The organism is Stenotrophomonas maltophilia group sp. Smal32 (assembly GCF_030237085.1).
In the GTDB taxonomy this organism is placed as follows: Bacteria; Pseudomonadota; Gammaproteobacteria; order Xanthomonadales; family Xanthomonadaceae; genus Stenotrophomonas; species Stenotrophomonas maltophilia_Q.
In genome coordinates this window covers 1-26027 of record NZ_JASJSI010000058.1, presented here as the reverse complement: position 1 = coordinate 26027, position 26027 = coordinate 1, and the positions used below count along the sequence as shown (strand labels likewise).

Below are 26027 nucleotides of genomic sequence, written 5' to 3'. Positions count from 1 at the left end.
GTATAGAACAGCGCCGGCAGCGTGGACGGCATCGAGCTGGTGAAGCACACCAGCGCCAGGCCCAGCAGCATCAGGCCCAGGAAGATCAACGCGTCATTGCCGCTGCCCACCAGCAGCAGGCAGGGCACCGCCAGCACCAGCAGCGCGATGCAGGCACCAATGATCATCGGCCGGCGGCCCAGCCGGTCACTGAACAACCCGCCGACGATGTTCAACGGCATCATCACCAGCATCACGATGATGATCAGCAGCAGCCCCTTGCTCTCGGCATAGCCCATGGTGACGCTGAGGTAGCTGGGCATGTAGGTCAGCAGCATGTAGTCGGTGACGTTGAACACCAGCACCAGGCCCATGCATACCAGCAGCTGGCGACCGTGCACCTGGAACAGTGCGCCCAGCCCGGGACGATCGTGCTCGCGCTTCTCAGCTTCCTCGGCGAAGGCGCGGAACGCCGGGGTCTCCTCCAGTTTCATGCGCATGTACAGGCCGAGCAGGCCGAGCGGACCGGCCACCAGGAATGGGATGCGCCAGCCCCAGTCCAGCATCTGCTCGCTGTTCAGCACCATGTGCAGTGCCGTCACGGTGCCCGCGCCGGCGATGTAGCCGCCCAGCGTGCCGAATTCGAGCCAGCTGCCCATCAACCCGCGGTTGCGGTCGGTGGAGTACTCGGCGATGAAGGTCGCCGCGCCACCATATTCACCGCCGGTGGAAAAGCCCTGCACCACGCGTGCCAGCAGCAACAGCACCGGGGCCCATATGCCGATGCGCTCGTAGGAAGGAATCAGGCCGATGGAGAAGGTGCCGAGCGCCATCAGGATCATGGTGAACGCCAGCACCTTCTGGCGGCCATAGCGATCGCCCAGCGGGCCGAATACCAGGCCACCCAGCGGCCGGACCAGGAACGCCACGGTGAATGTCGCGAAGGCAGCGATCACCTGTGCAGTGGGATTGCTGGACGGGAAGAACACCTGGCCGATGGTGACGGCCAGATAGCCGTAGACACCGAAGTCGAACCACTCCATGGCATTGCCCAGTGCGGCGGCGCCGACGGCGCGCTTGAGCATGGGCTTGTCGACGACGGTGATCTCGTCGACCTTCAGGTGGCGGCGGCGCTTGAACCAGCCGAAATGGGCATGTGCCTCGGGCGTGTCCTGCATGGGGGCTCCCTTGGAGATGTGGAATGGGAAAGGCAGCACGCGTGGATGCACGCGCACGGCAAAGCACCGCCGTTGCGGCGGAAACCTGGCAACGCGACTACGGCGGCGCAGTCAGCGGCCGGGAATCACAGCGATGCGGGAAGTGGCAGGCGAAGTGCCTGCGGGCGTCATCCGCCAGGATCCAGCGCGAGGCGGTGGATGGGCGGAGCAGAAACATGCGTGGCAAGCGAAGCGCCGGTCGGCAGTGCTTTCCACGTAACAGGTGCGCCCGTCACGTAGTGGGTCGTGTCGATCATCGGTTCATCATAACGGCACGCGCGTGAGCGTGCAGCGAAGCGGACTGATCTGCATGCTGTGTTCCACCGTGCTTGTTCATCTTCACGGCGGTGATGACATGCGTTGAACGGAATCTGGCCGCACTGCTCACACGTCGCCCTCTACGTTGGAGGCGAACGCAACAGAGAAGGAGCATCGCATGACCCGTCGCATTCCCGAAGGTACGCTCGTGGTTGTCGCCGATGGTGGCTCTGCCCGTGTATTCACCAACGTTGGCAGTGATCACCAGTTGGCCTTGAAGCAGGAGGGCGAACTGCGGCTGCAGGACATCAGCGAGCAGGGCGTTTCCGGGCAGGGACCGGCCGGTGCGGTGCCGAAGGACATGTCCATCTCCCAGCTCAACGAAGCCACGTTTGCCAAGCAGGTGGCCGAGCAGCTCAACGATGATGCGTTGAACAACCGCTACGCACACCTGGTGCTTGTGGCCGACCCGACCACGCTGGGACGCATCCGCCCGCTGCTGCACAAGGAGACCCAGGCACGCTTGCTGGGTGATATCGCCAAGGACTTGACCAATGCACCGCTGGCGGATATCCAGAAAGCAGTTGCAGCCTGATCCTGCCGGTTCTGCCACAGCGGTTGTGGGGCCGAGCCCAGGTTCGGCCCCACGGTGAAGCGTTCACCAGCTGTAACTGACACCCAGCTGTGCACTGGTCTGGTGGAAGCCACTGGCCTTCTGCAGCGACAGACCGCCCCAGGCGCCCACGCCGTTGGCGAACTTCAACGACGCACCGGCACTGAACTCGCCGCGATTACGCGGAATGCGCGCGTCCACCACCTCATCGTCCATGCGGATCTGCGATTCGCTTCGGGTATGCAGCCAGTTGGCGGCCAGGTACGGCTGTACATCGGTGGTGCCGCTGCCCCATCGGGTCACGCCGGACAGGCGCACGCCCGCACGGCCGAACAGGCCATCGGCATTCTCGGCACTCACCACCGTACCGTTGGCTTCGGCGTGGCGGTAGCTGTCCCAGCGGCTGTAGCCCACCTGCAGCTGCGGCTCCAGATAGATGCCACCATGGCTGGCGCCACCCGCGCGGAACGCATAGCCGGTCTCCACCGCACCCTGCCAGGCGCGGCTGTCATAGCGCTCGGTGTCCAGGCCGATGCCTTCCACACGGTTGCGGAACTGTGCACGCTGCACCGAGCCATCCACGTAGAAACCCGCATACGGGTCGCCATCGTTGCCGCCGCGCCAGGTGCCGTACACGCCCAGGGCTTCGCCCTTCACCTTGCCGCGCGCGTAGTAGCCGGTCAGTTCATTGGTGGAGGTGCTGGTGGCATTGCCGCTGGACAGCATCACGCCCACGCTGCTGCCTGAATCGTGACGCCATAGATCGGCACCGACGGTCAGCGCCTGGCTGTTGCCGCGGATGTCAAGCTGGCGGCTGATCGCATCGAAGCCATTGCGGGAGCCATCCACGCGCGCCCAGGCACGGCCTGCGTTCTGGCCGGCATGGCGGTCGTGATAGCCAATGCGGAACATGGTCTGCGCGGCCTGCAGGTTGGCCAGGTAGGCGCCCGGTTCGGGACGCAGCACCGGGTCCGGATCCGGGCCGGGCAGCACCGGGTTGCATTCGGGCAGCGTCGGGTCGGTTTCGCACGGGTCCGGCTGGGTCGGAAGCTGCGAACGCAGGTACCAGTTGCCATCGGCCCCTGTGCCTTTGAACAGGAAGTACTCGTACTGCCCGCCCACGGCACGACCGGCCAGGTTGAACTGGCCATTGGAGGCGCCACCGACCGAGATCAGCTCGATGCCCTGGCGGGTCTGCGCACCGGCACCACCCACGTTGTTCACGCGCACGTTCGCAGTACCAACGGTGTCGCCCTCGATGACCAGCCTGTCAGTGGCGGCACTGTCATCGGCCAGCACGGTGTTGAACACGATCGTGCCATCGTTGCCGATGAAGTCTCCGGCCACGGTGAGGGTGTTGAACGTGCTGCCATCGCCCAGCGACACCGTGCCATTGCCCAGGTCCAGACGGCCCAGGGAGGAATCGCCGTTCATGACCCAGGTGGATGCATCCAGCGCGAGGCTGCTGACGTTGCTCATCGCCCCGGTCAGGCGTGCCTGGTTCTGCAGGCGAACTTGGGTGGTGGCTCCTGCGCCGTTGACGATGTCACCGGTCAGCACGCTGTCGTCCACGGTCAAGCTGACATCGACGTCACCGTTGGTGTCCAGCAGCACGCCGTTGCCCGCCGAGACCGTCGTACCGTTGCGAAGCACGATGTCTGCGCCGAACTGCGCCGGGGTCACCCACTCGGTGACATGGATGGCCGAGCCGGTTGAGCTGGCCAGATGCGAGCCGTCGACCGACAACAGGCTCCTGCCCGGAGAAGGGCCGCCGGATCCCCGTGGGTCATTGGTGATGGTCACTGCGTGATCGTCACCCTGGACCAGGCTGCCGCCACTGACGCTTGCCTGAGCGGTACGACGGAAGCTGATCCCCGCTGAACCAAACAGGCTGGAGCCGGATGCCGTCACCCGGGAACCCACAAGACTGAGAATGCCTCCTTCGGTAAGGCGGATCGCATCGCCACTGCCATTGAACTCGGAATTCATGGCCTGCAGCTCTGAACCCGAGTGCACGATGGCTGCAGCGCCGGATGAGTTGTTAACCAGCGCACCATTGAAGGTTCCAACCGAGCCATCGCTCAGCTGTGCGGTGCCGCTGATGGACGCGCCGTTGACCTGCAGTCGGGAGCCGTTCCCTGCGGTTATGTCTCGTGTCGTCGCGCCCGGCGCGAGCATCAATGTGGCGCCGTTCAGTGTCCAAGCCTCTACAGGATCGCCCGCGTTCACCGTGGCGGACTCACCGGGGATGAGGTTTCCCGCCTGGGCGGACAGTGTGATGCAGAGTGCACTGGCAATTCCCAGGGCGAGCGAACTGCGGACTGAAATGGACATGGCAGACTCCTGTTAATGAGCATTGGAGGCGCGGCCGCATTCACGTTGCTGAGGTGAATAAGACGCGCGCGGAGGGTGAAGGTTGTGTGACCGCGTGGGGCTGCGTGGCAGCGATAAATGGATGAGACCGGATCTCGGTCGGGTTCCGACCCGCCTGCCGCTTTCATCCTTGCTGCTCCATAACGGTCATGGCAGGAGTGTGCTGCTGGCCATTGGATCGATCCATGCAACTTGTTGCATACGATCCCGCCATAGGGTGTCGCTTTCGGAACCATTCAGCTGCAGCGCAACATGCCGCCACGCATGGCCGGTGCTAGCATCCAGTCACCATCTGAATCGATCCAAATGCCGATGACCAGGTTGCACTGTCGTCTCCTGATTGCCTTCGCCGCTACCGCGATGCTTGCCTCTGGTGTGGCCCTTGCGGCCACGCCGAAAACTGCCGCCGAACGTGCCTATGCCGCGGTCGATCCGTTCATCGGTACCGGCGGGGAGGGGCACACGTACCCGGGCGCGACGGTTCCGTTCGGCATGGTCCAGCTCAGCCCGGATACGCGCATCCAGCCGAGCGAGAAGGCCTATGGCTGGGCAGCCGGGTACCGCTACGACGACAGCAGCATCGTCGGGTTTTCGCACACGCATTTTTCCGGCACCGGCCATTCCGATCTGGGTGACATCCTGGTAATGCCGTTCACCGGCAACCCCGGGCTGGAGCGCGGCGACCCGGAAAAGCCGCGCAGCGGCTACGCATCGCGTTTCCACCATGACGATGAGAAGGCCGAGCCGGGCTACTACGCGGTCACCCTGGACGACTACAAGGTGCGCGCCGAGCTGACCACCAGTGCGCGCGTGGGCGTGCATCGCTATTCGTTCCCGAAGGGTGCCGACGCCAAGGTGCTGCTGGACATGCGCACCAGCATGTACGACTACCCGGGCAAGATCCTGTGGTCACGGGTGCGGGTGCGTGCCGATGGCACGGTGACCGGCTTCCGCGAAACGCGCGGTTGGGCGCCCGGCCGTCAACTGTTCTTCGCAATGCGCTTCTCGCGTCCGATGTCGGGCCACGAATTGCACAGCACCGAGCAGGACATCGTCTACAAGGGGTTCCCGCCGCCGGGCGAGAAGGATCCGGCGCAGCGTGCACAGATCGAGGGCCGGCAACTGGTCGGCACGTTCGCATTCGGCAAGCTGGATGCACCGTTGGTGGTGAAGGTGGCGATCTCGCCGGTCAGCGAGGCCGGCGCCATCGCCAATCTTGATGCGGAAGTGGCCGACTTCGATTTCGACCGCGTGCGCGTGCAGGCGAAACAGGAATGGACGCGGGCCTTGTCGGTACTTGATATCGATGCGCCCGAGCACGCGCGCCGCAGCGCATATACCGCGCTGTACCACACCCTGCTGGGCCCGACGCTGTTCATGGATGCCGATGGCCAGTACCGCGGGCCGGACAATGCGGTGCACAAGGCTGATGGCTTCACCCACTACTCCACGTTCTCGCTCTGGGACACCTACCGCGCGCTGCATCCGTTGCTGACCCTGGTGCAGCCGGAAAAGCGCAACAGCGACTTCATCAATTCGATGCTGGCCCACCATGAGCACAGCCCCTACGGCATGCTGCCGGTGTGGTCGTTCCATGGCCTGGAGGACTGGTGCATGATCGGCTACCACGCGGTGCCGGTGATCGCCGATGCCTACGTGAAGGGCATCCGTGGCTTCGACGCCGACAAGGCACTGAAGGCGATGGTGGAGACCGCCAATTACGGCCCGTATGACGGTATCGCGCAATACCGCGAATTCGGCTATGTGCCGATCGACGAAGAAGGCGAGGCCGCCAGCAAGACGCTGGAGTACGCCTTCGACGACTGGACCATCGCGCGCATGGCTCAGGCGATGGGCAAGACCGATGTGGCGGCGACCTTCGACAAGCGTGCCGGCAACTGGCGCAATGCCTTCGACAAGGACACCGGCTTCATGCGCGCGCGCAAGCGCGATGGCAGCTTCCGCACACCGTTTGATCCGAGCGCCAGTGGCTATGGCACCGACTACACCGAAGGCAATGCCTGGCAGTATTCGTGGTATGTGCCGCAGGACGTGGCTGGACTGGCTGCAGCACATGGCGGCAGTGACAAGCTGCTGGCGCGCCTGGATGAAGTGTTCAATGCAAAGGTTGATCCGTCCATCTTCGAGCACATGGAAGACATTACCGGCCTGATCGGCTGGTATGCGCACGGCAACGAGCCAAGCCACCACGTGGCCTACCTCTATTCGTACGCCGGTCAGCCCTGGCGCACGCAGGCGCGCCTGAAGCAGATCATGGACACCCAGTACGCCGATCGCCCCGATGGCCTGGCCGGCAATGACGACGTGGGCCAGATGTCGGCGTGGTACGTGTTCACCGCGCTGGGTTTCTATCCGGTGGCGCCAGGTTCGGGCGAGTACATCCTGGGCCGTCCGTTCCTGCCGAAGACCGCGATGCGTCTTCCGAACGGGAAGACCTTCACCATCGTGGCCGAGGGGTTGGACGACGCGCATACCTATGTGGGCAGTGTGAGCCTCAATGGCAAGCCGCTGCAGCGCACGTTCCTGCGCCATGACGAGATTCTGGGCGGTGGCGAACTGCATTTCACCATGCAGGCCGAGCCGAACAAGGATTGGCCGGGGCAGGGCGCACAGGCACCGTATTCGATGAGCCGGTAATGCGTTGATGGTTGGTATGCGGGGATCCCCGCTTGTGTGGGTGCCAACCTAGGTTGGTCGCTACCGGGGTAGGCGTGCCGAGGAACCCGCTTTGGTGGTTGCCAACCTTGGTTGGCACTCGGGAGATCAACGGCGCCAACCAGGGTTGGCGCCTACTCAGGCATGCCGCCAACACCAGCCGAGCATGGGCTCGGCTCTACAGGGCTGTTCGGCAGCGGTCAGGTGAACCGCAGGCTGACCCGCGCGCCACCGATGGGGGCGGTGTCGATCGCCAGCGTTGCGTCATGCCGCTGCGCGATCTCGGCCACGATCGCCAGGCCCAAACCACAGCCGTCGCCTTCGCTGCTGGCGCGGTAGAAGCGTTCGGTGACGCGGCTTCGTTCGGCCGCGGGGATGCCGGGGCCGTCATCGTCCACCCACACCTGCACATCATGGGTATCCTGCCGCACACCCAGGGTAACTACGCCGCGCACGGAGCCGTAACGCAGCGCGTTGTCCAGCAGATTGCCCAGCGCCTCGCGCAACAGCTGCGGATCACCCTGTACCTGCACGCCGTCATCCGGGCCGTCGTAGCCCAGGTCTGCGCCCGCGGCCAGCGCCCGGTCGGCATAGCGTTCGACCACGCTCCGGGCGAGTGCGGCCAGATCCACAGGCTGCAGTGACAGCGCGCTACCCTGCGAATCCTCGGAACGGCTGAGCATCAACAGCTGGTTCACCAGATGCTGCAGCCGCGCCAACCCCGCCAGCGTGCCGGACAAGGCCAGTTGCTGCGCCTGCGGATCATGCTGGCGCAACGAGCTTTCAAGTTCCACCTGCATCGCCGCCAGGGGCGTGCGCAGCTGGTGCGCGGCATTGCTGACGAAACGCCGCTGCGCGGCCTGCATGGCGTCCAGGCGTTGCAGCAGCGCGTTGTAGGCCTCCACCGCCGGCCACAGTTCGCGCGGCGCTTCCTGTGCCGGTTCCAGGGGCGCAAGCGGATCCGGGCGCGGGCTGGCCAATCGCCGCGCCACCTGGTTGGCGTGCCGTGCGGCGGCGCCGGTGCCCGACCAGGCCAGCCATGCGGCCAGTGCCAGGATCGCGGTCTGGAACGGGATGCTGGTCATCAGCAGCTTGCGTTCCAGGCGATGGCGCTTGCGCAGCGTTTCGGCCACGCGCAGGCGGATGTCATGGCCTGGCCCGGCGCTGACCACCACTTCCACCATGCGCACCGCCTGGCCGCGCAGGCGTGCGTCGTAGTAGACCGCGTCGTTGCCCTCGGCGGCGACCGTTGGGCGCGGCAATGCTCCGGGCAGATCGCCATACAGGCGCCCGCCCGCGGCGTCGACTACCTCGCCATGCACTTCGTCGGCGGTGTCCCAGGTGAACATGCGCGAGACCGCCGGCGTGATCTCGATGGAAACTTGGTCGTCCTGCACCTTCACCAGTTCGGACAACGACATCGCCGAGTCCAGCAGCCAGCGGTCGTAGACCTGGCCGGCATAGAAGCGGGCCAGCGCGAACGAGCCGACCGCGCTGCACAGCATCAGTACCAGCAGCGGCAGCCACAGGCGACGCAGCAGCAGGCCGCGCAGGCTGTGCACGCGCTCAGTCACCGCCGGCCTCCAGGCGATACCCGAGGCCGCGCAGCATGCGGATGCCAACGCCGGCACGCGCCTGTTCCAGCTTGCGGCGCAGGCGGCTGACATGCACCTCGATCACCGACAGGTTGGCTTCGTGGTCCCAGCTGTACAACGCATCGAACAGGCGCTGCTTGGTGACAGTGCGACCGGGATGCTGCATCAGCGCCTCGACCAGCGCCAGCTCGCGCGCGGTCAGTTCGATGCGCTGTCCATCCACCTGTACTTCATTGCGGATGCTGTCGAAGCACAGGCGCCCGAGCCGCTTCTGCGCCGGCGCGTCGCTGCGCCGGCGTGACAACGCGCGCAGGCGTGCTTCCAGCTCACCCAGTGCGAACGGCTTGGCCAGGTAATCGTCGCCACCCCGGTCCAGCCCAAGGATGCGGTCCTCCACGCCGTCGCGTGCCGTCAGGATCAGAACCGGCAGGATGACGCCATCGTTGCGCAGCCGCGACAGCAGATCCAGGCCATCGACGTCGGGCAGCGAGAGGTCCAGCACCATCACGTCATACGGTGCGCTGGCCAACGCTGCGGGCGCGTGCAACCCACGCGAAAGGTGGTCGCATAGATGACCGGCGCCCTGCAGGGCGCGGATCAGTCCATCGGCCAGAGCGGCATCGTCTTCGATCAGCAGGATTCGCATTGCAAGCTTCGTGCAAGGTTGGGGCAAGTTTGGCGCAAGTGCGTCACCTTACCGTGACGCGCATGAACTTCTCCTCTTGTCTCGTGGCCGTACTCGCCACTCTTTGGTGCGCGCCCTCGGCTTCGGCGTTGTCCCTGCAGGAAGCACAGCGTGCAATGGAAGCACACAACCCGGACCTGCGTGCGGCGGCACTGGAGCTGCGCGGGGTGCAGGGCGATGCGCAGACGGCCGCGCTGCGGCCCGCAGCCGAGCTTTCGATCGGCAGCAGCAAGATCAGCCCCAAGCATGGCATCGGCCCCGGACGCTGGCAGGACAAACGGGTGGACAGCACACTGGGCCTGGGCTGGACCTGGGAACGCGGTGGCAAGCGCGCACTGCGCGTCCGCCAGGCTGATGCGCTGCTGGAAGTGGCCGGGCTGGAGATGCTGGATACCCGGCGCCGACAGCAGGTGGCGCTGCATGAAGCCTACTTCGGCCTGAAGGGCGCACAGGAGCGGGCGCAGATTGCCGAGGCCAACCGCCAGAGTTCGGCCGAACAGATGGCCGCTGCCGACAAGCAGGTCGCAACCGGAGCGATGGCGCCGGTGGATCGTGCGCGGCTGGCGGTGGACGACCTTGCCGTAGCCGACGCGGCGCGCGAGGCGGCGCTGGATCTGCGCGATGCGCGGCACACGCTGGGCCTGTTGCTCGGTCGCGATGACAGCGGCGAGCTGAGTGCCGATGACGCGTGGCCGGACGCCGCCGGTGTGGCCGGTACGCCGGCATTCGATCCGCAGCAGCGCGCCGATCTGCGCGCGGCGCGCTCGCGCCTGGCCGCCGCCGATGCCGGCGTGGCGCTGGCACGCAGCGAGCGCCACCGCGATATCCAGCTGGGCGTGGAGGCGGAGCGGGAGCCGACCGATATCAACGGTGTCACCTGGGGCGTTTCGTTGACCATTCCACTCGGCGGCCCATCGCGTGCGCGCGGTGCCATCCAACGTGCCGAAGCCGACCGTGACAGCGCGGCGCTCGAGCTGCAGGTGCGGCAGCGCGAAGCGCGCGCCGAGCTGGACCAGTTGCTGGCCAGCGCGCAAGCCGCCACGCAGCGCCGCACCGACTATGAAGGCCTGCACGCCGACGCCGCGCGCAAGGCGGTGCAGGGCATCGAGCTGGCGTACCGCCGTGGCGCCGCCAGCCTGACCGACCTGCTGGATGCGCGCCGTAGCTGGCGCGACTTCGAGGGCGCGCTGATCGAAGCACGCGCCGACCATGCCATTGCCCTGGCGCGCTGGGAAGCGGCCACATCCGTTGCTGAAGGAGAATCCCGATGAAGTCCACTGTCGCCCATCGCCTGCGGGCGCGACATGCCGTGCTGCCGGCGTTGCTCGCGCTGGCCCTGCTCAGCGGCTGTGGTCGTGAGCCGGCCTCGTATACCGAGGATGCGCCGCAGGTCAGTGCCGGGCAGATCCAGTTCCCGGCCGACAGCCGCCAGTTGGATGTGCTGCGGAGCGAGGCGGTGACCGCTGGTGCCAGCAGCAGCCTGCAGCTGCCGGGTCGGGTGGCCTGGGACGAAACGCGCTCCAGCGCACTGCACACCCCGCTGCCGGGGCAGGTCGCGCGCATCGAGGCGCAGCCGGGGCAGAGAGTGAAGGCAGGGCAGGTGATCGCCTGGATCACCTCGCCGGAGTTCGGCCAGGCCCAGGCCGAGGGCGCGCGTGGCCGTGCCGAACTGCAGCAGGCACGCAAGGAGCTGGAGCGCACCCGCGAGCTGCACGCCGCGGGTGTGGCGTCGGGCCGTGAACTGGATGAAGCCGAAGCGAACTTCGCTGGCAGCCAGGCTGATCATGCGCGTGCGACCGCCTTCGCCAGGGCCTACGGCAATGGCCAGCGCGTCGACCAGCGCCTGCCGCTGCGCGCGCCCATTGATGGCGTCCTGGTGGAGCGGCGGATGAGCCCGGGAATGTCGGTCAGCCCCGACAGTGAACAACCATTGGCGGTGATCGGCGATCCGGACCGCCTGTGGTTGCTGCTGGACATTCCCGAAAGCATGGCAGGGCGGCTGAAGGCCGGCATGCCGGTCAGCGTGTCGGGCGCAGATGGCCAGCCGCTGCAGGCGACCCTGCAGCATGTGGACGATTTCGTCGACAGCGATCGCCGCGTGGTGCAGGCACGCGCCGAACTGGACAACCGGGCTCGCGCATTCAAGGCCGGCCAGTACGTGCGTGCGCAGGTGGCGTTGCCGGCCGAGGGCGGCGTGTCGCTTCCGGATGCGGCGGTGCTGCTGATCGACGGCAAGCAGGTGGTGTTCGTGGAGGAAGGCAAGGGCCGCTTCGTGCGCCACGCCGTGCATGCTGAAGAGCTGGGTGACGGCCGCCTGTGGGTGCGTGAAGGCCTGGCGGCGGGCAGCAGGGTGGTCGTCGAGGGTGGCCTGCTGCTGCAGCAACTGGTCGACAGCGCGCCGGCCGCCGCCAGCGCCGGCACGGGGCATGCCGCCCCATGATCGATCGCCTGATTGCCTATTGCCTGCGCCAGCCGCTGATGGTGATGCTGGCACTGCTGCTGTTCATCGGCGCTGGCATTGCCGCGTTCCGAGTGCTGCCGGTGGAGGCCTTCCCGGATGTGTCCGACACCCAGGTGACGGTGGTGTCGCTGCATCCCGGCCGTGCCGCCGAGGAGGTGGAACGCGAGGTGACCATGCCGCTGGAAGTGGCACTGTCCGGTATACCGCATTCGGTGCGGGTGTTCTCGCACACCCAGTTCGGCCTGTCGATGATCATCCTGACCTTCGACGACAAGGCCGATGACTATTTCGCGCGCCAGCAGGTGCTGGAACGCCTGCAGGGCGTGGAGCTGCCGGAAGGGGTAACCCCGGAGCTGGAGGCGATGAGCTCGGCGGTGGGGGAGATCTATCGCTATGTGCTGAAAGGCCCGCACATGACGCCGACCCAGCTGCGTACCGTGCAGGAATGGACGATGGAGCGCAGCCTGCGCACTGTTCCCGGCGTGGCCGATGTGATCAGCTTCGGTGGCTTCGCACGCACCTTCCAGGTCAAGCCGGACCTGGACAAGCTGCGTGACCGCGGCATCAGCCTGGGTGAGTTCGCCGAGGCGCTGGAAAAGGGCAGCTCGAATGCGGGAGGCGGCTATGTGGAACGCGGGCAGCAGCAGTTCCTGATCCGTGGCGTGGGCCTGATGCGTTCGCCGGCCGACATTGGCAACGTGGTGGTGGCACAGCGCAGTGGTACGCCGATCCTGGTGCGTGATCTGGCCAGCATCGCCGATACCGGCCTGCCGCGGCAGGGCCTGGTCGGCCAGGACGACAACGATGACGCGGTGTTCGGCATGGTGCTGATGCGCAAGGGCGAGAACCCGTCCGACGTGCTCGACGCCCTGCATTCGCGCATCGCCGAGATCGAAGCGAACCAGCTGCCGGCCGGGATGAGCATCGAGCCGTTCTATGACCGCTCATGGCTGGTCTCGACTACGCTGAAGACCGTGTTCCGCAACCTGCTGGAAGGTGCAGTGCTGGTGTTCCTGGTGCTGTGGCTGTTCCTGTACAACGCCCGCGCCGCGCTGATCGTGGCAGCAATGATGCCGCTGGCGTTGCTGTCCACCTTCCTCGGCCTGCACCTGTGGGGCGTGCCGGCCAACCTGCTGTCGCTCGGTGCGATGGACTTCGGCATCATCATCGATGGCGCGGTGATCGTGACCGAGCACATCGTTTCGCGACTATCGAAGCTGCCGCCCAACGCCGACAGGAAGACACGCTTCTCGACCATCCTGTCGGCGGCATCCGAAGTGGGGCGACCGACGTTCTTCTCGATGATGATCATCATCGCCGCGCACATCCCGATCTTCACTCTGCAGCGCCAGGAGGGTCGCATGTTCGCGCCGATGGCGTACTCGGTGACCTCGGCGCTGATCGGTGCCTTGATCCTGGCGTTGACCGTAGTGCCGCTGTTCTGCTTCTGGTGGCTGCGGCGCGACCGCATGCGTGACGGCAATCCGCTGATGGATCGCCTGACCGGATGGTACAAGCCGGTGCTGGAGCGCGCCCTGGCGCGACCGCGCGCGGTGGTGCTGACCGCGGTGGCGCTGCTGGTCGCCACCCTGGCGCTAGGCACGCGGTTGGGTTCGGAGTTCCTGCCGGAGCTGGACGAGGGTTCGATCTGGCTGACCGCCACGCTCGACCCCAGTACCAGCCTGGCCGAGGCACAGCAGCAGTCGCGGCGCATCCGCGAGCTGGTCGGCAGCTTCCCGCAGGTGTCGACGGTGGTGGCCAAGCTCGGCCGACCGGAAGACGGCTCCGATGCCAAGGGCGCCAACCAGATCGAGGCACTGGTAGCACTGAGACCAGAGAAGGAGTGGCCGAAGGGCGTGGACAAGCGGCAGCTCGTGAGTGACCTGCAACGCACCTTGGAGCAACGCATTCCGGGCCCGGAGTTCTCGATCTCGCAGCCGGTGCGCGACAACATCCTGGAGAGCATTTCGCAGATCAAGGGCCAGGTGGTGATCAAGGTCAGCGGCTCGGACCTGGAGGTGCTGAACCGGCAGGCGCAGGCCATCCTGGCCCAGGTGCGCGGCGTGGAGGGCGTGGAGAGTGCCTTCATCGACCGTGATGGCTCGCTGCCGCAGCTGCAGATCGAGATCGATCGCGACCGTGCCGCGCGCTACGGCCTGAACGTGCGGGACGTCGACGAGGTGATCGAGACCGCGCTGGGCGGACGTCAGGTGGGCGAGCTGTGGGAGGGCGACCGCAAGTTCCCGATCACGCTGCGACTGGACGACGCCGACCGTGACCTGCAGCGCCTGCGCACGGTGCCGGTGGGCATCGGCGATGGCCATACGGTGACGCTGTCCGACGTGGCCGACTTCCGCATGGCCAGTGGCGCGATCAATATCTCGCGTGAGAACGCACAGCGGGTAAAGGCGGTCAGCATCTTCATCGCCGGGCGTGACATGGGCAGCGTGGTGGCCGACATGCGCAAGCGCGTGGATGCGAACGTGCAGCTGACGGAGGGTTACCGGCTGGAGTGGTCCGGTGAATTCGAGAACCAGCAGCGCGCGATGAAGCGGCTGGGCTGGGTGATTCCACTGTCGGTGCTGATCATCTTCGTGTTGCTGTTCGATGCCTTCAAGGACATCAGCAGCGCCGCGCTGATCCTGGCCAACGTGCCGTTGGCGATGATCGGCGGCATCCTGGCGCTGTGGCTGACCGGCATTCCGCTGTCGGTGTCGGCGGCGATTGGATTCATCGCCCTGTTCGGGCAGGCGGTACTGAACGGGGTGGTGATGCTCAGTCGATTTGCCCAGCTGCGCGAACAGGGCATGGACCTGCTGCAGTCGGTGGTACAGGGCTCGCTGCAGCGCCTGCGCACGGTGCTGATGACCGCGCTGCTGGCGATGTTCGGCCTGCTGCCGATGGCCACCTCGCACGCGATCGGTGCCGAGACCCAGAAGCCGCTGGCGGTGGTGGTGATCGGCGGCCTGCTGTCGGCGATGCTGCTGACCCTGCTGGTGCTGCCCACGCTGTACTACTGGGTGCATCGCCGCCGCGAGGCCCGTTCCGCCTGACCACACTGTAGAGCCGAGCCCGAGCTCGGCTGGTCGTGGCGCGAAGACCAGAAGCACCCGAGCACGGGCTCGGGTCTACAGGGGCTCCACGGGCTGCGTGGATACGATGGGCTGCCACGGGTTCCCAGCCAGATCCACGACATGCGTGGATGCCCTCCGCGCGATCTACGCCATCCCGCCGTTGGCGCGCAGCACCTGGCCGTTGATCCACCCGCCATCGGGGCTGGCCAGGAACCCGACCGCACCTGCGATGTCCTCGGGCGTACCCAGCCGTTCCAGGGGATTCAGCTTGGCCAACCGCTCGATCAGCTCCGGCGATTTTCCCTCCAGGAACAGGTCGGTGGCGGTGGGGCCCGGTGCCACTGCGTTCACGGTGATGTTGCGCCCGCGCAGCTCCTTGCTGAGGATCGCGCCCATCGTCTCCACCGCCGCCTTGCTGGCCGCGTACACGCTGTAGTTCTCCAGCTTGATGCCGACCACGCTGGTGGACAGGGTGATCAGCCGGCCACCGTCGCGCACGCGTCGCGCGCTTTCACGCAGCACATTGAAGGCGCCCTTGAGGTTGATGCCGATCACCCGCTCGAACAGGGCGTCGTCGGTGTCGGCCAGTGGTGCCAGCTGCAATACGCCGGCGCTGTTGACCACCACGTCGATGCCGCCGAAACGGGCTTCGATGGCATCGAACAGCCGCCGCACCGCCTGCGGATCGGCGACATCGGCCTGCAGTGCGATGGCCTGCGCGCCGGCTGCATTGAGTTCGGCAGCCAGCGCCTCGGCGTCGTCACGGCGCCCGGCATAGTTGATCGCGACCGCGTGGCCATCGGCCGCGAGCCGACGTGAGATGGCGGCGCCGATACCGCGGGAGCCGCCCGTGACCAGGGCGACGCGGCGGACGGGGGGAGTAGGCATGGTGGATTCCAGCGGGGCACGCCGGAGCGGCGCAGGACCATCTTCGCCACATCGAAGGTCCGGATAATCCTGCATAATCCGCCAACATCATCCGGATACGCGAACAATGGACCGTTTCACGGCAATGCGCGCCTTCGTCCGTATTGTCGAGCGCCGCAGCTTCACGCGTGCCTCCGAAGACCTGGGCCTGCCGCGCGCCACGGTGACCGATGCGATCAAGGCGTTGGAAACGCGGCTGGGCGTGCGCCTGTTGCACCGGACCACGCGGTTGGTGGTGCCGACGCTGGAAGGTGAGGCCTTCTACGGCCGTTGCCTGCGCCTGATCGCCGACATGGACGACGCAGAAGCCGCGTTCCGTGACGTACCCCCGCGTGGCCCGCTGCGAATCGAGGTGCATGGCACGCTGGGGCGACATCTGCTGCTTCCGCACCTGCCGGACTTCCTGCAGCGCTACCCGGAGATCGAGCTGGAGGTCAGCGAGGGCGACCGCTATGTGGATCTGCTGCGCGAGGGTGTGGACGCGGCGCTGCGGGTCGGCGCGCTGGCCGACAGTGATCTGGCGGCGCGACGGTTGACGATGCTGCGTGAGGTCACGGTGGCCTCGCCAGGCTACGTGCAGGACAGGGGCCTGCCGGGCAGCATCGAATCCCTGCTGCATGGCCACGAAATGGTCGGCTATCGCTCCAGTGCCACCGGCCAGCTGATTCCGTTGGAGTTCCAGCAAGGCATGCAGGTGCGCTATGTGCCGCTCCCCGCACGGGTGCGTGTTTCCGGCGCGGATGCGTTCCTGGGCGCCGCGCTGGCGGGGCTGGGAATCATCCAGGCACCGCGCTACCGGATGGACCCGTACATCGCGCGTGGGCAACTGCTCGAACTGCTGCCGGAGGTGCCGCCGACGCCGAGTCCGTTGAACTTGGTCTACCTGCGCAGCCGCACACCATCGCCACGCCTGCGGGTATTCATTGATTGGGTGGCCGGTGTGTTTGACCCGACAGGGGTTGCGGGCCAGCGGCCGGCACTACCGGGCTGAGGTGCTCGGCAGCACCAGCTCGAAAAAGGTGCCGGTGTCATCTGACGCAACACTCACGCTGCCGCCGTGCGCCTGTGCAATCGCGCGGGTGATCGCCAGGCCTAGTCCGGCACCTTCATGGCGGCCACGTTCGGTGCGGTAGAAGCGATCGAACAGGCGCGGCAGCGCTTCGGCGGCGATCGGCGTGCCAAGGTTGTGCACACTGACCCTGCACACGCCATCGGCCACGACCAGCCGCACCCGCACTTCGCTGCCCACGGCTGCGTGCTTCAACGCGTTGGACAGCAGGTTGGCAATCGCCCGGTGCAGCATCAAGCGGTTGCCTTCCACGCTCGCCACACCTTCGCGGCGCAGGGTCAACTGCCGGTCCCCGGCCAGAAGCTCGTAGAACTCCAGCAGCGAATCCACCACCCCATCCAGCGCCACTGGCTCGCGCGAGGGCAGTGCACCCGGCGCTTCGGCCTGCGCCAGGTACAGCAGGTCACCCACGGTCTGCGCCAGCTGCTGCAGTTCCTCGGCGCAGGACGCCAGCGTCTCGCGATAGGCCTCGTTGCTGCGCGGGTGCGCCAGCACCACCTGCACCTGGGTCAGCATGTTGGTGATCGGTGTGCGCAGTTCATGGGCGAGATCACCGGAGAACTCGGTCAGCCGCGCGAAGTCCTGCTGCAGGCGCGCCAGCATCCCGTTGAGCGTCTGCGCCAGCTGTTCCAGTTCGGCCGGTGCACTGCGTGCACTCAGCCGGTGCTGCAGCCGGCCGGCGGTGATCTGCCGGGCCTCATCGGCCAGCGCGCGCAGCGGCCGCAGCGTGCGCCGAACCACGTAGCCGCCGAGCAGGCTGCTGGCCACCGCGGCGCCAATGATGGCGATTGCAAGAAGATGGCGGAAGCTCTGCAGGAAATCGGCATGGCGGTCGTCATCGATGGCCAGCAGGGTGACCAGCCGGCTGCCGTCGGCCAGGGTCTGGCGCAGGTGCAGAGCATGCATGCAGCGGCCATCGGCGAGGATCCAGTCGTGTCGTCGTGGCGCGGCGTCGATCGGCTGGCTGCGTGCATGCTCGCGCAGCAGTGCCGGTGCGGTGGAAAACAGCACCGCGCCGTTCCCATCAACAATGTGGAAGGCGATATCCGGATGGTGGCCCAGTGCCTCCGCCAATCGCTGCCCGCGTGCGGATGCAGGTCCGTTGCCGGCCAGGTCACGGATCAACGCTACCTTGTTCTCCAGTTCGCTGAAGTCCTGGGCCACAAGGTCGTGGCGGGCGCTGACATAGATCGCCACGCCCAATGCGGCCAGCACCAGGGTGGCCACGATGGCGAACAGCAGCGTCAGCCGTAACGCAATGGAACGGCGCAGGCTCATCCGTTGCTCACAGTGCCGTCGTCCGGTGCCTCGAGCACGTAGCCCATGCCGCGCACGGTGACGATCAGCTTGGCGTCGAAGTCATCGTCGATCTTCGCGCGCAGGCGGCGGATCGCCACGTCGATCACGTTGGTGTCGCTGTCGAAGTTCATGTCCCATACCTGCGAGGCGATCAACGAGCGCGGCAGCACTTCGCCGCGCCGCCGCGCCAGCAGTTCCAGCAGGGTGTATTCCTTCTGGCTGAGGGGGATGCGCTGGCCGCCGCGTTCGACCCGGCGGCGCAGCGTGTCTACCACCAGGTCGGCGATGACGATGCGTTCGGCCTGCGGCAGCGCCTGGCCACGACGCAGCAGGGTGCGCACGCGCGCCAGCAGCTCGGCGAAGGCGAACGGCTTGGCCAGGTAGTCATCCGCGCCCAGCTCCAGGCCCTGCACGCGGTCGGCGATGCTGCTGCGCGCGGTGAGGAACAGCACCGGCACCTGCCATCCGGCCTCGCGCAGCCGCGACAGCACGTTCCAGCCATCCAGGCCGGGCAGCATCACGTCGAGGATGACCAGCTGGTACTCGCCGCTGCCGGCCAGGTGCAGCCCGTCGACGCCGTTGCAGGCGAGGTCGACCACGTAGCCGGCCTCGATCAGGCCCTGGCGCAGGTAGTTGCCGGTCTTGGGTTCGTCTTCGACGATCAGCAGTTTCATGGTGTGCCCATCATCGCAGCTTGAGCCCGTGCTGGAACGGATGAATCATGCCAATGGGTCCAGTGTGCCGAGCACCGCTACGCAGGCCAGCACCAGCACGGCGAGCATCGATTCGCAGGCCAGGCTGTGGCGCAGGGAACGCAGCGGCCGTGGTTGCCAGCCGCCATGGATGGAAACCGCCAGTGCCGGCACCAGCCGCCAGCGATGCAGTGCCGCCAGCCCCAGCATGCCGCCCACCAGGGCCAGCTTGAGCAGCAGCCAGCGCCCGTGCGCAGTGCCGGTGAGGGTCTGCACCGAGCCACCGAGATCGATGTAGGTATAGGTGCCGGTCATTGCCAGCGCGGCGACGATGATGGTGCCGGGCACGGCGAAGCTGTGCGCGGCCTGCCACAACTCGTAGGTGCGTTCGCGCAGGCGCAGGCCCTGGCGTCGCAGTGCCAGCTGCAGGATGGCGGCGATCGCACCGACCCAGGCGCCGGCGGCCAACAGGTGGACGATGCCGGTAGCAAGACGCAGCCTGCCAGCGAGCCCATCGCCAGCAGCGGCGTGGCCATTCCAGGCGAGGCTGGCCAGGGTCGCCGCCGAGAATGCCAGCAGCGCCAGACGGCGCAGGCCCTGCACCGGGCGTTTGACTGCCAGCAGCGGCAGCATTGCCAGCAGGGCCAGGATGCGCAGCAGCCCCGCCTCACCCACCGGCGTACCGGTAAGAAACCAGCGCGCCGTCTCGCCATCGATGTCGACCGGTGATATGCCAAGCACGCTGGACAATCGGCTGGCCGCATCGGTGACGACCAGGATCAGCGCAACCACGGCGAGTGCCAGCGAGATGCCGCGTGGCAGCCCGGGTCGGACGAACAGCAGCCGCCCGAACAGCAGCATCAGCACCAGGTACAACGCCAGCCGCAACGCATACGGTGAGAGCCCGGCCACGACGACAGCCTTACTTCACGGTGAAGCGGTAGCTGCCAGTAATCGGATGAGTGTCCTGGCCGACCGCGCGCCATTGCAGTGCGTAGCTGCCTGCGGGCAGCGGCTTGGCGAAACGTGCGCGCAACGTGTGGCCATCTTCGGAAATGTCCTGTGCGGTGGTGGCCATGGCCATCTTCATGCGGCCATGGTCCATGCTCAGTTCGATGCGGGTGGCACGCGGCATCACCTTCTCACTGAACTGCAGCGTGATCTCGGTCGCCGGGGCTACGGTGGCGTCGGCGGCAGGCGTCGAACTCACCAGGCTGGGATGCGCCAGCGCCAGCGGCGCAGCCGCGAGGCCGGACAGGAGAAGAACAAGGGAAACGGAGCGGATCGGGAAACGGGTCATGCGCGGGACACCTGTGGGAGAACTGGCTCTCAGGGTGAAGAGTGGCGCCTTTCGCTGCCCTGACGCGGACATTACCGCCTTGTAATGTTCGTTGGCTGCCGGCCCGCGGCCGGCACTACCGGGTACGTGACTGCGCGATCCATGCAGACGGCGAACAGCCGAGCACGCGGCGGAATGCCGCGCTGAATTTGCTGGGACTGGCATACCCGCTGGCCAAGGCAACATCGGTGACACGGCGGCCCTGCGCGAGTTCGGTGCGCGCCCAGTGCATGCGGCGCTGGGTGAGGAATGCGTAGGGTGGCAGGCCTGTGGCCGCGCGTAGCGCCCGACTGAACGTTGCGGTCTCCATCTGCACTGCAGCAGCCAGCTGTGGGACCGTCAGCGCCCGACCGTGCTGCGCGTCGATGTAGGCCTCCAGTTGTCGCAGCCGTCGTGCCGACAGCGCGGACGTGGTGCCGCGTGCCTCGCGAGGTTGGCCGGCAAGCTGGCGCAGGCGGTGCAGCAGCACCTGCGCGCCATGCTCAAGGAAGCCGGGCAGGCAGGCATCGGCCTGCGTGCTGCACCACAACGCGGTCAGCACCGCGGACACCACCGGATCGCGGTGCAGCCGTGCAGCCAGCGGCTGCAGGTGATGCAGCGTCTGCACGTTACACCGGCTATCTGGCCGCACGCTACCAGTTCGAGTCTGGACTTTACGCGCGGCTGGAATCGCAGTTCACCGGCTCCAGCGCACTTGACGAGCGCAACCGCGCCTTCCAGCCGGCCGCCGCCGTGCTGGGTGCGCAGCTGGGCTACGAAACCGGGCCGTGGAGTGCACGGCTATTCGTGCAGAACCTGACCAACAAGCGTCGCATCAACGGCCTGATCTTCGACAATCTGGCTTTTGGGCGTGTTGGCAACTACTACGGCCCGGTCGACAGCCCGCGCATCTTCGGCGCGGAACTAGGCTACCGCTTCTGATGATAGGTAGTGCCGGCCACTGGCCGGCATTTTCGGGGCGCTGGCTAGCGGCCGGCACTACCGTTTGCGCAGCGCCCGCCGGTTGCCGATGTGAGCGAACGCCAGCAGCGCGCCACCACTGGCGGTCGCTATGCCATGCCAGAGCGGCGATTCCTTCAGCGGCAGGTACAGGGAGGCCGACAGCAGCAGGATGGCGCCGGTGCAGGCCAGCTGCACAGGCCGCCAGCACCCATGCCGATGCACCCCGGCCGAGGTACTCGCCAAGGCCAGCGAGGAGGCCAGCAGCGCGAACAGCCACTCCCAGCGCGACATCAGCAGCAGCAGCGTCATTACGCCATGACCGGGGTGCTGGAACGAGCGCAGCGCCATCATTGCCGCTGGCATGAACGCAAGCAGCAGGGGCAGGGCGATGCAGTGCGCGGTGCAGGCCAGTGACAGCCAGGCGCCGGCGAGGTCGATGTGGGGGTGCCAGCGTGCCGAAGTTGGCGGCTGGGCTGGGGCCCTTGCAGGCGTCGTGGGGATGTGGTCCATAATGTTACATAGTAACAACTGGAGCCCCCCCATGAAGCTTCCTGCTGCTCTTTTCCTGCTGCTGGCCGCCAGCGCCGCGCAGGCCCACGACATCCGTCAGCACGCACCGCACGTGCATGGCCAGGCGACCGTTGATGTTGCCCTCGATCAGGGCACTCTGGATGTTGCCCTTCAGGCGCCGGGCATCGGCATCCTCGATTACGAGCGACCGCCGGCCAGTTCAGCCGAGCAGGTCGCGCTGGCACGCGCTACGTCGCTGCTGAAGGGCGGCAGCTGGGTAACCCTGCCCACCGCTGCAGACTGCCGTCTGATCAGCAGTAAAGCAGATGCCGAGGGCTTCGATGCGCCTGCCGCCGCGCCATCGGCAGGACAGCATCTACACGCGGGTTTCACTGCCACGCTGCAGTACCGCTGCACGAATCCGGCCGCGTTGCGCGCCATCGTCATGCGGTTGCCCGTGCTGTTCCCGGGCCTGCACGAAGTCATCGTCAACAGTGCGACAGCCAACGGCCAGAATCGCAACGTGCTGACCCCCGACAACCTGCGCGTGGTGCTGGCCCCGTGAGCGCGGCCCCGGTGATCGCCCTGGAAGACGTGCAGTTCGGATACGGCATGCAGCTGGTGCTGGATATCCCGCGGTTATGGGTCGAGCAGGGCAGCAGCGTGCTGCTGCGCGGAATCAGTGGCGGCGGCAAAAGTACCTTGCTGGGCCTGCTGGCTGGTGTGCTGCTACCCGGCAAGGGTCGTATCGAGGTGGCAGGCCGGGCACTGCAGGACATGGGAGGGGCGGCGCGGGATCGTTTCCGAGCCGACCAACTGGGCGTGATCTTCCAGCAGTTCAATCTGCTGCCGTTCCTCACGGTGCGCGACAACATCGCATTGGGCCTGCGCTTCTCGCGCCTGCGCAGCGCGCGCATCAGTGGGCCGCTGGATGCCGAGATCGCACGCCTGTTGTCAGCCCTGCAGCTGGACCCGGCGTTGATGCAGCGACGCGCGGGTACGCTCAGCGTTGGCCAGCAACAACGCGTGGCGGCAGCACGCGCCCTGATCGGTCGCCCGGCGTTGCTGCTGGCCGATGAGCCCACCTCAGCGCTCGACCGTGAAGCGGCGACCGCCTTCCTGCGGCTGATGTCCGCGCAGTGCCAGGCGGCCGGCACCACGGTGCTGGTGGTCAGCCATGATGACAGCCTGGAGCCGTTGTTCGACCGCACGATTGCCCTGTCGCAGATCAACCAGGCAGGTGCCGGCCATGCTTGAGCTTGCCTGGGCCAGCCTGCGCAGCCGCGCATTGAGTGTCGGCTTGACCGTACTGGTCATCACCCTCAGCGTGGTGTTGCTGCTGGGCGTCGAACGTGTGCGCACGCAGGCGCACGAGGGGTTCGCCAGCACCGTGTCGGGCACCGATCTGATCGTCGGTGCGCGTTCGGGGCCGGTGAACCTGCTGCTGTATTCGGTGTTCCATATCGGCGACCCGACCAATAACGTGTCCTGGCAGTCCTACCAGGAGCTGTCCGCGTTGCCACAGGTGAAGTGGGCGGTGCCGCTTTCGCTGGGCGATTCCTGGCGCGGCTACCGCGTGGTCGGCACCAGCGGTGGCTATTTCGAGCATTACCGCTACGGCGCCGGGCACGCGCTTGCGTTCGCGGACGGTCGGCCGTTCGTTGACCTGTATGACGTGGTGATCGGCGCGGAGGTGGCACGCGCGCAGAAGGTCGGTCTCGGCGACGAGATCGTACTGGCCCACGGTACCGGCGCGGTCACCCTAGCTACGCATGCCGACAAGCCGTTCCGCGTGGCAGGCATCCTGCAGCGCACCGGCACGCCGGTCGATTCATCGGTGCTGGTTTCGTTGCCGGCCATCGAGGCGATCCATGTCGACTGGCGCTCAGGCATGCAGCTGCGCAGCCAGAGCGTCAGTGCCGAGCAGGCGCGCCACCTGGACCTGACCCCGACCAGCATCACTGCCTTCATGCTCGGCCTGAACTCGCGCATCGCCACGTTCTCGGTGCAGCGCAGGATCAACGAATACCCGGACGAGGCGATGCTGGCGATCCTGCCCGGTGTGACCCTGCAACAGCTGTGGCAGTCACTGGGCACCGCCGAGCGGGCGTTGCAGCTGATCAGTGCAATGGTGGTGCTGCTGGGCATGGTCTCGCTGGTGGCGCTGCTGGTCTCGACCCTGCAGGAGCGGCGGCGTGAGATGGCCATCCTGCGTGCCACCGGCGCGCGACCGGGCTACATCGCCGGCCTGCTGGTGGTGGAAGCGGTGGCGACCAGTGCGGTGGCCTGCGTGCTGGCCTTGTCGCTGCTGGCGGCCGCCAGCATTGCCGGTCGCGGCTGGGTGCTGGCCACCTTCGGCCTGTCGATCACCCATGCCTGGCCGGACGGCCGTGAACTGGCATGTGTTGCGGGCGTGCTGCTGATCAGCGCCGTGGCCGGGCTGGTGCCGGCATTGCTGGCTTACCGGCGCACCTTGGCCGATGGCCTTTCATCGGGAGGTTGAGCATGCGCTGGATGCAGGCATTGCCGATGCTGTTGGCGCTGGCCGCCTGCGAGCGGCCGGTGGATACCGGTGTGCAGGCATTGCCTCCCTCGCCGGTGGTCGACCGCGCCGACCCTGCGAATGCGGCAGAGCAGGAACTGGACTGGCTGCAGATGATGCCCAAGGACGAGCTGGCCGCGCTGGAGCGGGGCGAGGGCCCGGAGGTCGAGCACAACGGCAACCGGCGCATGCCGCAGTTCGGTACGTTCCGTACGGTGGAGACGGTGCTGCAGCGACCGGTGCGCCTGCCGGGCTACGTGGTACCGCTGGCCAACGCGCAGGACGGGCGGCTGACCGAATTCCTGTTCGTGCCGTACTACGGTGCCTGCATCCACGTGCCACCACCACCACCGAACCAGATCGTGCACGTGGTGCTGCCCCGGCCGATCGAGATGCCGGACATGTACTCGCCATTTTTCCTGGCCGGCACCCTGCGTGCCGAACGGTTGGATGACGATCTGGCTGGTTCGGCCTACACCATGCGTGACGCACAGCTGAGGCCCTATGAACCGTAGCCACCTGCTGCTCCTGCTGGGATGCTTGTGGTTGGCGGGCTGCACGTCGCCGGGCAGCGATGCCGTGGTGGCCACGCCGCAGGACAAGCCGGCACCCTTGGCCATGGCCGAAGCGCCCGTCGACCGCTGGGATGCACTGCGGCCCGACGAAGTCACCTACCAGCGCCCGCCGCCGCAGATCGGCCTGTCACGCGATGGCATGGACGGCGTGGGCGGCCTGATCGACGACACTGGCTCCGGCACGCCACCGGGGCAGGAGATCGACCATTCCAGCCCGGATCGCGCCAAGCAGTTCGGCTCTTCGCGTGTGGTCGATGCCGTAGACGGCCGCGCAGTGGACCTGGACGGTTACATGGTACCGCTCGGCACCAACGATGCCGGCCTGGTCGATGAACTGCTGTTCGTGCCGTTCTATGGGGCGTGCATCCACGTGCCGCCACCACCGCCGAACCAGATCATCCATGTGACCCTGGCGACACCGATCGCGCTGGGCGACCTGTGGGATCCGTACCGGCTTGCCGGGCGCCTGCAGGTGAAGCGTTTCGATGCGGATATCGCCAGCGCGTCCTACGATGTGGCGGCGGCCACGCTCACGGCGATCCACAACTGATGCGCAGGCGCTGGATCATTGCTGCCGGGGGACTGCTGGCGGCGCTCGCGCTGCTGGTGTGGTGGCAACGGCAGTCTGCACCCACCGCGCCGCCGGCGGTGGCGTTTCCGGCACCCGCGCCGGATGCCAGCCAGCGCATCGAACAGTACCTGGGTGACGACAATGCATTCCGCAACGACGTGCTGTTCCTGCTCGCGGCAACCCTGCGTGATCGCTGCCAGCCGGCGCAGGCGGGATTGCTGGCGCGCATGGCCAATCGTGCATCACTGCCGGTGCTGGCGGCGGTCAGCGCGGTGACCCAGCAGGATCCATCGCTGGACCGGCCGATCTACCAGTACATCCAGCATCGCGCCGATGCCACGCAGTGCGGCCAGCCGCTGCAGATGCCATTGGGTGGAGGACGCAGCATGGCGGTGGACATCGAGCAGTACGCGCGCACCTTCCCCGACAGCTATTTCGACCCGCAGCGCAGCAGCGAGCCACGCGATTTCGGTGGGCTGTCGTTGCAGCAGCGCGCCGGCAACGCCTGCAACAGCGTGGTGTACTCGGTGCTGCCGCTGGGTGGTGCCGACTGGCGTTGCAGCAGCCTGCGGGCGAATGCGCGTTCGCGGGTGCGCGGGCTATGCGAAGACGAGCTGCGGCGCCAGCATG

General features: G+C 66.8%; 24 protein-coding genes. 13 read left to right on the top strand and 11 right to left on the bottom strand.

All coding sequences use genetic code 11. From position 1 onward, the window contains the following. A partial coding sequence (locus QRO91_RS14310) for an MFS transporter (RefSeq protein WP_285310445.1) occupies positions 1-1157 on the bottom strand: 1157 nt, incomplete at its 3' end. Positions 1158-1632: 475 nt separating this feature from the next. Between QRO91_RS14310 and QRO91_RS14305 the strand changes: the two genes are divergently transcribed. Further along, positions 1633-2049, top strand: coding sequence for a host attachment family protein (locus QRO91_RS14305; protein ID WP_010485385.1), 417 nt, complete (start codon positions 1633-1635; stop codon positions 2047-2049). 63 nt (positions 2050-2112) lie between these two features. On the opposite strand, the gene QRO91_RS14300 is transcribed toward QRO91_RS14305, so the two are convergent. After that, positions 2113-4401 carry an autotransporter outer membrane beta-barrel domain-containing protein gene (locus QRO91_RS14300; RefSeq protein WP_197650139.1) on the bottom strand — a complete coding sequence of 763 codons (2289 nt, stop codon included), beginning with the start codon at positions 4399-4401 and terminating at the stop codon, positions 2113-2115. A gap of 345 nt (positions 4402-4746) precedes the next feature. Here QRO91_RS14300 and QRO91_RS14295 point away from each other — a divergent pair, with 345 nt between their 5' ends. After that, positions 4747-7098 (top strand): GH92 family glycosyl hydrolase, encoded by a 2352-nt coding sequence (locus QRO91_RS14295; protein ID WP_285310444.1) that lies wholly within the window; start codon positions 4747-4749, stop codon positions 7096-7098. Between the two features lie 218 nt (positions 7099-7316). On the opposite strand, the gene QRO91_RS14290 is transcribed toward QRO91_RS14295, so the two are convergent. Together QRO91_RS14290 and QRO91_RS14285 are read right to left on the bottom strand one after the other, a co-directional pair. Further along, positions 7317-8690, bottom strand: a complete 1374-nt coding sequence (locus tag QRO91_RS14290; protein ID WP_197650137.1) for a sensor histidine kinase — start codon at positions 8688-8690, stop codon at positions 7317-7319. Then, positions 8683-9357: a response regulator gene (locus QRO91_RS14285; protein ID WP_197650136.1), complete on the bottom strand. Its 675-nt coding sequence runs from the start codon at positions 9355-9357 to the stop codon at positions 8683-8685. The genes QRO91_RS14290 and QRO91_RS14285 overlap by 8 nt, the downstream gene beginning before the upstream one ends. 62 nt (positions 9358-9419) lie before the next feature. Here QRO91_RS14285 and QRO91_RS14280 point away from each other — a divergent pair, with 62 nt between their 5' ends. The 3 genes from QRO91_RS14280 to QRO91_RS14270 are packed head-to-tail and all read left to right on the top strand — an operon-like array spanning position 9420 to position 14910. Further along, on the top strand, positions 9420-10667 hold the full coding sequence (locus tag QRO91_RS14280) for a TolC family protein (RefSeq protein ID WP_197650135.1): 1248 nt from the start codon (positions 9420-9422) through the stop codon (positions 10665-10667). Next, positions 10664-11836 carry an efflux RND transporter periplasmic adaptor subunit gene (locus tag QRO91_RS14275; protein WP_197650134.1) on the top strand — a complete coding sequence of 391 codons (1173 nt, stop codon included), beginning with the start codon at positions 10664-10666 and terminating at the stop codon, positions 11834-11836. The genes QRO91_RS14280 and QRO91_RS14275 overlap by 4 nt, the downstream gene beginning before the upstream one ends. After that, positions 11833-14910 carry an efflux RND transporter permease subunit gene (locus QRO91_RS14270; RefSeq protein ID WP_197650133.1) on the top strand — a complete coding sequence of 1026 codons (3078 nt, stop codon included), beginning with the start codon at positions 11833-11835 and terminating at the stop codon, positions 14908-14910. The genes QRO91_RS14275 and QRO91_RS14270 overlap by 4 nt, the downstream gene beginning before the upstream one ends. Before the next feature lie 165 nt (positions 14911-15075). Here the strand turns inward: QRO91_RS14270 and QRO91_RS14265 are convergent, their stop codons facing one another. Further along, positions 15076-15819, bottom strand: coding sequence for an SDR family oxidoreductase (locus QRO91_RS14265; protein ID WP_049426827.1), 744 nt, complete (start codon positions 15817-15819; stop codon positions 15076-15078). A gap of 106 nt (positions 15820-15925) precedes the next feature. Here QRO91_RS14265 and QRO91_RS14260 point away from each other — a divergent pair, with 106 nt between their 5' ends. Continuing rightward, positions 15926-16849 carry a LysR family transcriptional regulator gene (locus QRO91_RS14260; protein WP_049426826.1) on the top strand — a complete coding sequence of 308 codons (924 nt, stop codon included), beginning with the start codon at positions 15926-15928 and terminating at the stop codon, positions 16847-16849. Here QRO91_RS14260 and QRO91_RS14255 read toward each other — a convergent pair. The 5 genes from QRO91_RS14255 to QRO91_RS14235 all read right to left on the bottom strand — a co-directional run bounded on the left by QRO91_RS14255 (position 16838) and on the right by QRO91_RS14235 (position 20864). Continuing rightward, on the bottom strand, positions 16838-18205 hold the full coding sequence (locus QRO91_RS14255) for a heavy metal sensor histidine kinase (RefSeq protein WP_049426825.1): 1368 nt from the start codon (positions 18203-18205) through the stop codon (positions 16838-16840). The genes QRO91_RS14260 and QRO91_RS14255 overlap by 12 nt on opposite strands. Then, complete coding sequence (locus QRO91_RS14250) at positions 18202-18900, bottom strand: heavy metal response regulator transcription factor (RefSeq protein WP_049409535.1); 699 nt, start codon at positions 18898-18900, stop codon at positions 18202-18204. Before QRO91_RS14250 ends, QRO91_RS14255 begins: the two co-directional genes overlap by 4 nt. Positions 18901-18945: 45 nt before the next feature. Further along, positions 18946-19830, bottom strand: coding sequence for a copper homeostasis membrane protein CopD (gene copD, locus QRO91_RS14245; protein ID WP_049426824.1), 885 nt, complete (start codon positions 19828-19830; stop codon positions 18946-18948). Positions 19831-19840: 10 nt separating this feature from the next. Next, positions 19841-20218, bottom strand: a complete 378-nt coding sequence (gene copC / locus QRO91_RS14240; protein WP_049426823.1) for a copper homeostasis periplasmic binding protein CopC — start codon at positions 20216-20218, stop codon at positions 19841-19843. A gap of 115 nt (positions 20219-20333) precedes the next feature. Further along, a complete protein-coding gene (locus QRO91_RS14235; protein ID WP_238378705.1) occupies positions 20334-20864 on the bottom strand; it encodes an AraC family transcriptional regulator in 531 nt (176 codons plus the stop codon). Between QRO91_RS14235 and QRO91_RS14230 the strand changes: the two genes are divergently transcribed. Continuing rightward, positions 20828-21178, top strand: coding sequence for a TonB-dependent receptor (locus QRO91_RS14230; protein ID WP_238378706.1), 351 nt, complete (start codon positions 20828-20830; stop codon positions 21176-21178). The two genes, QRO91_RS14235 and QRO91_RS14230, sit on opposite strands and share 37 nt — an antisense overlap. A gap of 57 nt (positions 21179-21235) precedes the next feature. On the opposite strand, the gene QRO91_RS14225 is transcribed toward QRO91_RS14230, so the two are convergent. Then, complete coding sequence (locus QRO91_RS14225) at positions 21236-21709, bottom strand: MerC domain-containing protein (RefSeq protein WP_049426821.1); 474 nt, start codon at positions 21707-21709, stop codon at positions 21236-21238. A gap of 31 nt (positions 21710-21740) precedes the next feature. Between QRO91_RS14225 and QRO91_RS14220 the strand changes: the two genes are divergently transcribed. The 6 genes from QRO91_RS14220 to QRO91_RS14195 all read left to right on the top strand — a co-directional run. Next, positions 21741-22274 carry a DUF2796 domain-containing protein gene (locus QRO91_RS14220; RefSeq protein ID WP_049426820.1) on the top strand — a complete coding sequence of 178 codons (534 nt, stop codon included), beginning with the start codon at positions 21741-21743 and terminating at the stop codon, positions 22272-22274. Then, a complete protein-coding gene (locus QRO91_RS14215) occupies positions 22271-22966 on the top strand; it encodes an ATP-binding cassette domain-containing protein (RefSeq protein WP_197650131.1) in 696 nt (231 codons plus the stop codon). Before QRO91_RS14220 ends, QRO91_RS14215 begins: the two co-directional genes overlap by 4 nt. Further along, positions 22959-24212 carry an ABC transporter permease gene (locus tag QRO91_RS14210; protein WP_049426818.1) on the top strand — a complete coding sequence of 418 codons (1254 nt, stop codon included), beginning with the start codon at positions 22959-22961 and terminating at the stop codon, positions 24210-24212. Before QRO91_RS14215 ends, QRO91_RS14210 begins: the two co-directional genes overlap by 8 nt. 2 nt (positions 24213-24214) lie before the next feature. Next, positions 24215-24766, top strand: coding sequence for a DUF3299 domain-containing protein (locus tag QRO91_RS14205; RefSeq protein WP_049426817.1), 552 nt, complete (start codon positions 24215-24217; stop codon positions 24764-24766). Further along, positions 24756-25376 (top strand): DUF3299 domain-containing protein, encoded by a 621-nt coding sequence (locus QRO91_RS14200; protein ID WP_049426816.1) that lies wholly within the window; start codon positions 24756-24758, stop codon positions 25374-25376. The genes QRO91_RS14205 and QRO91_RS14200 overlap by 11 nt, the downstream gene beginning before the upstream one ends. Further along, positions 25376-26027: hypothetical protein (locus QRO91_RS14195; RefSeq protein WP_285310443.1), on the top strand; the 652-nt coding region annotated here is incomplete at its 3' end. The genes QRO91_RS14200 and QRO91_RS14195, both read left to right, overlap by 1 nt.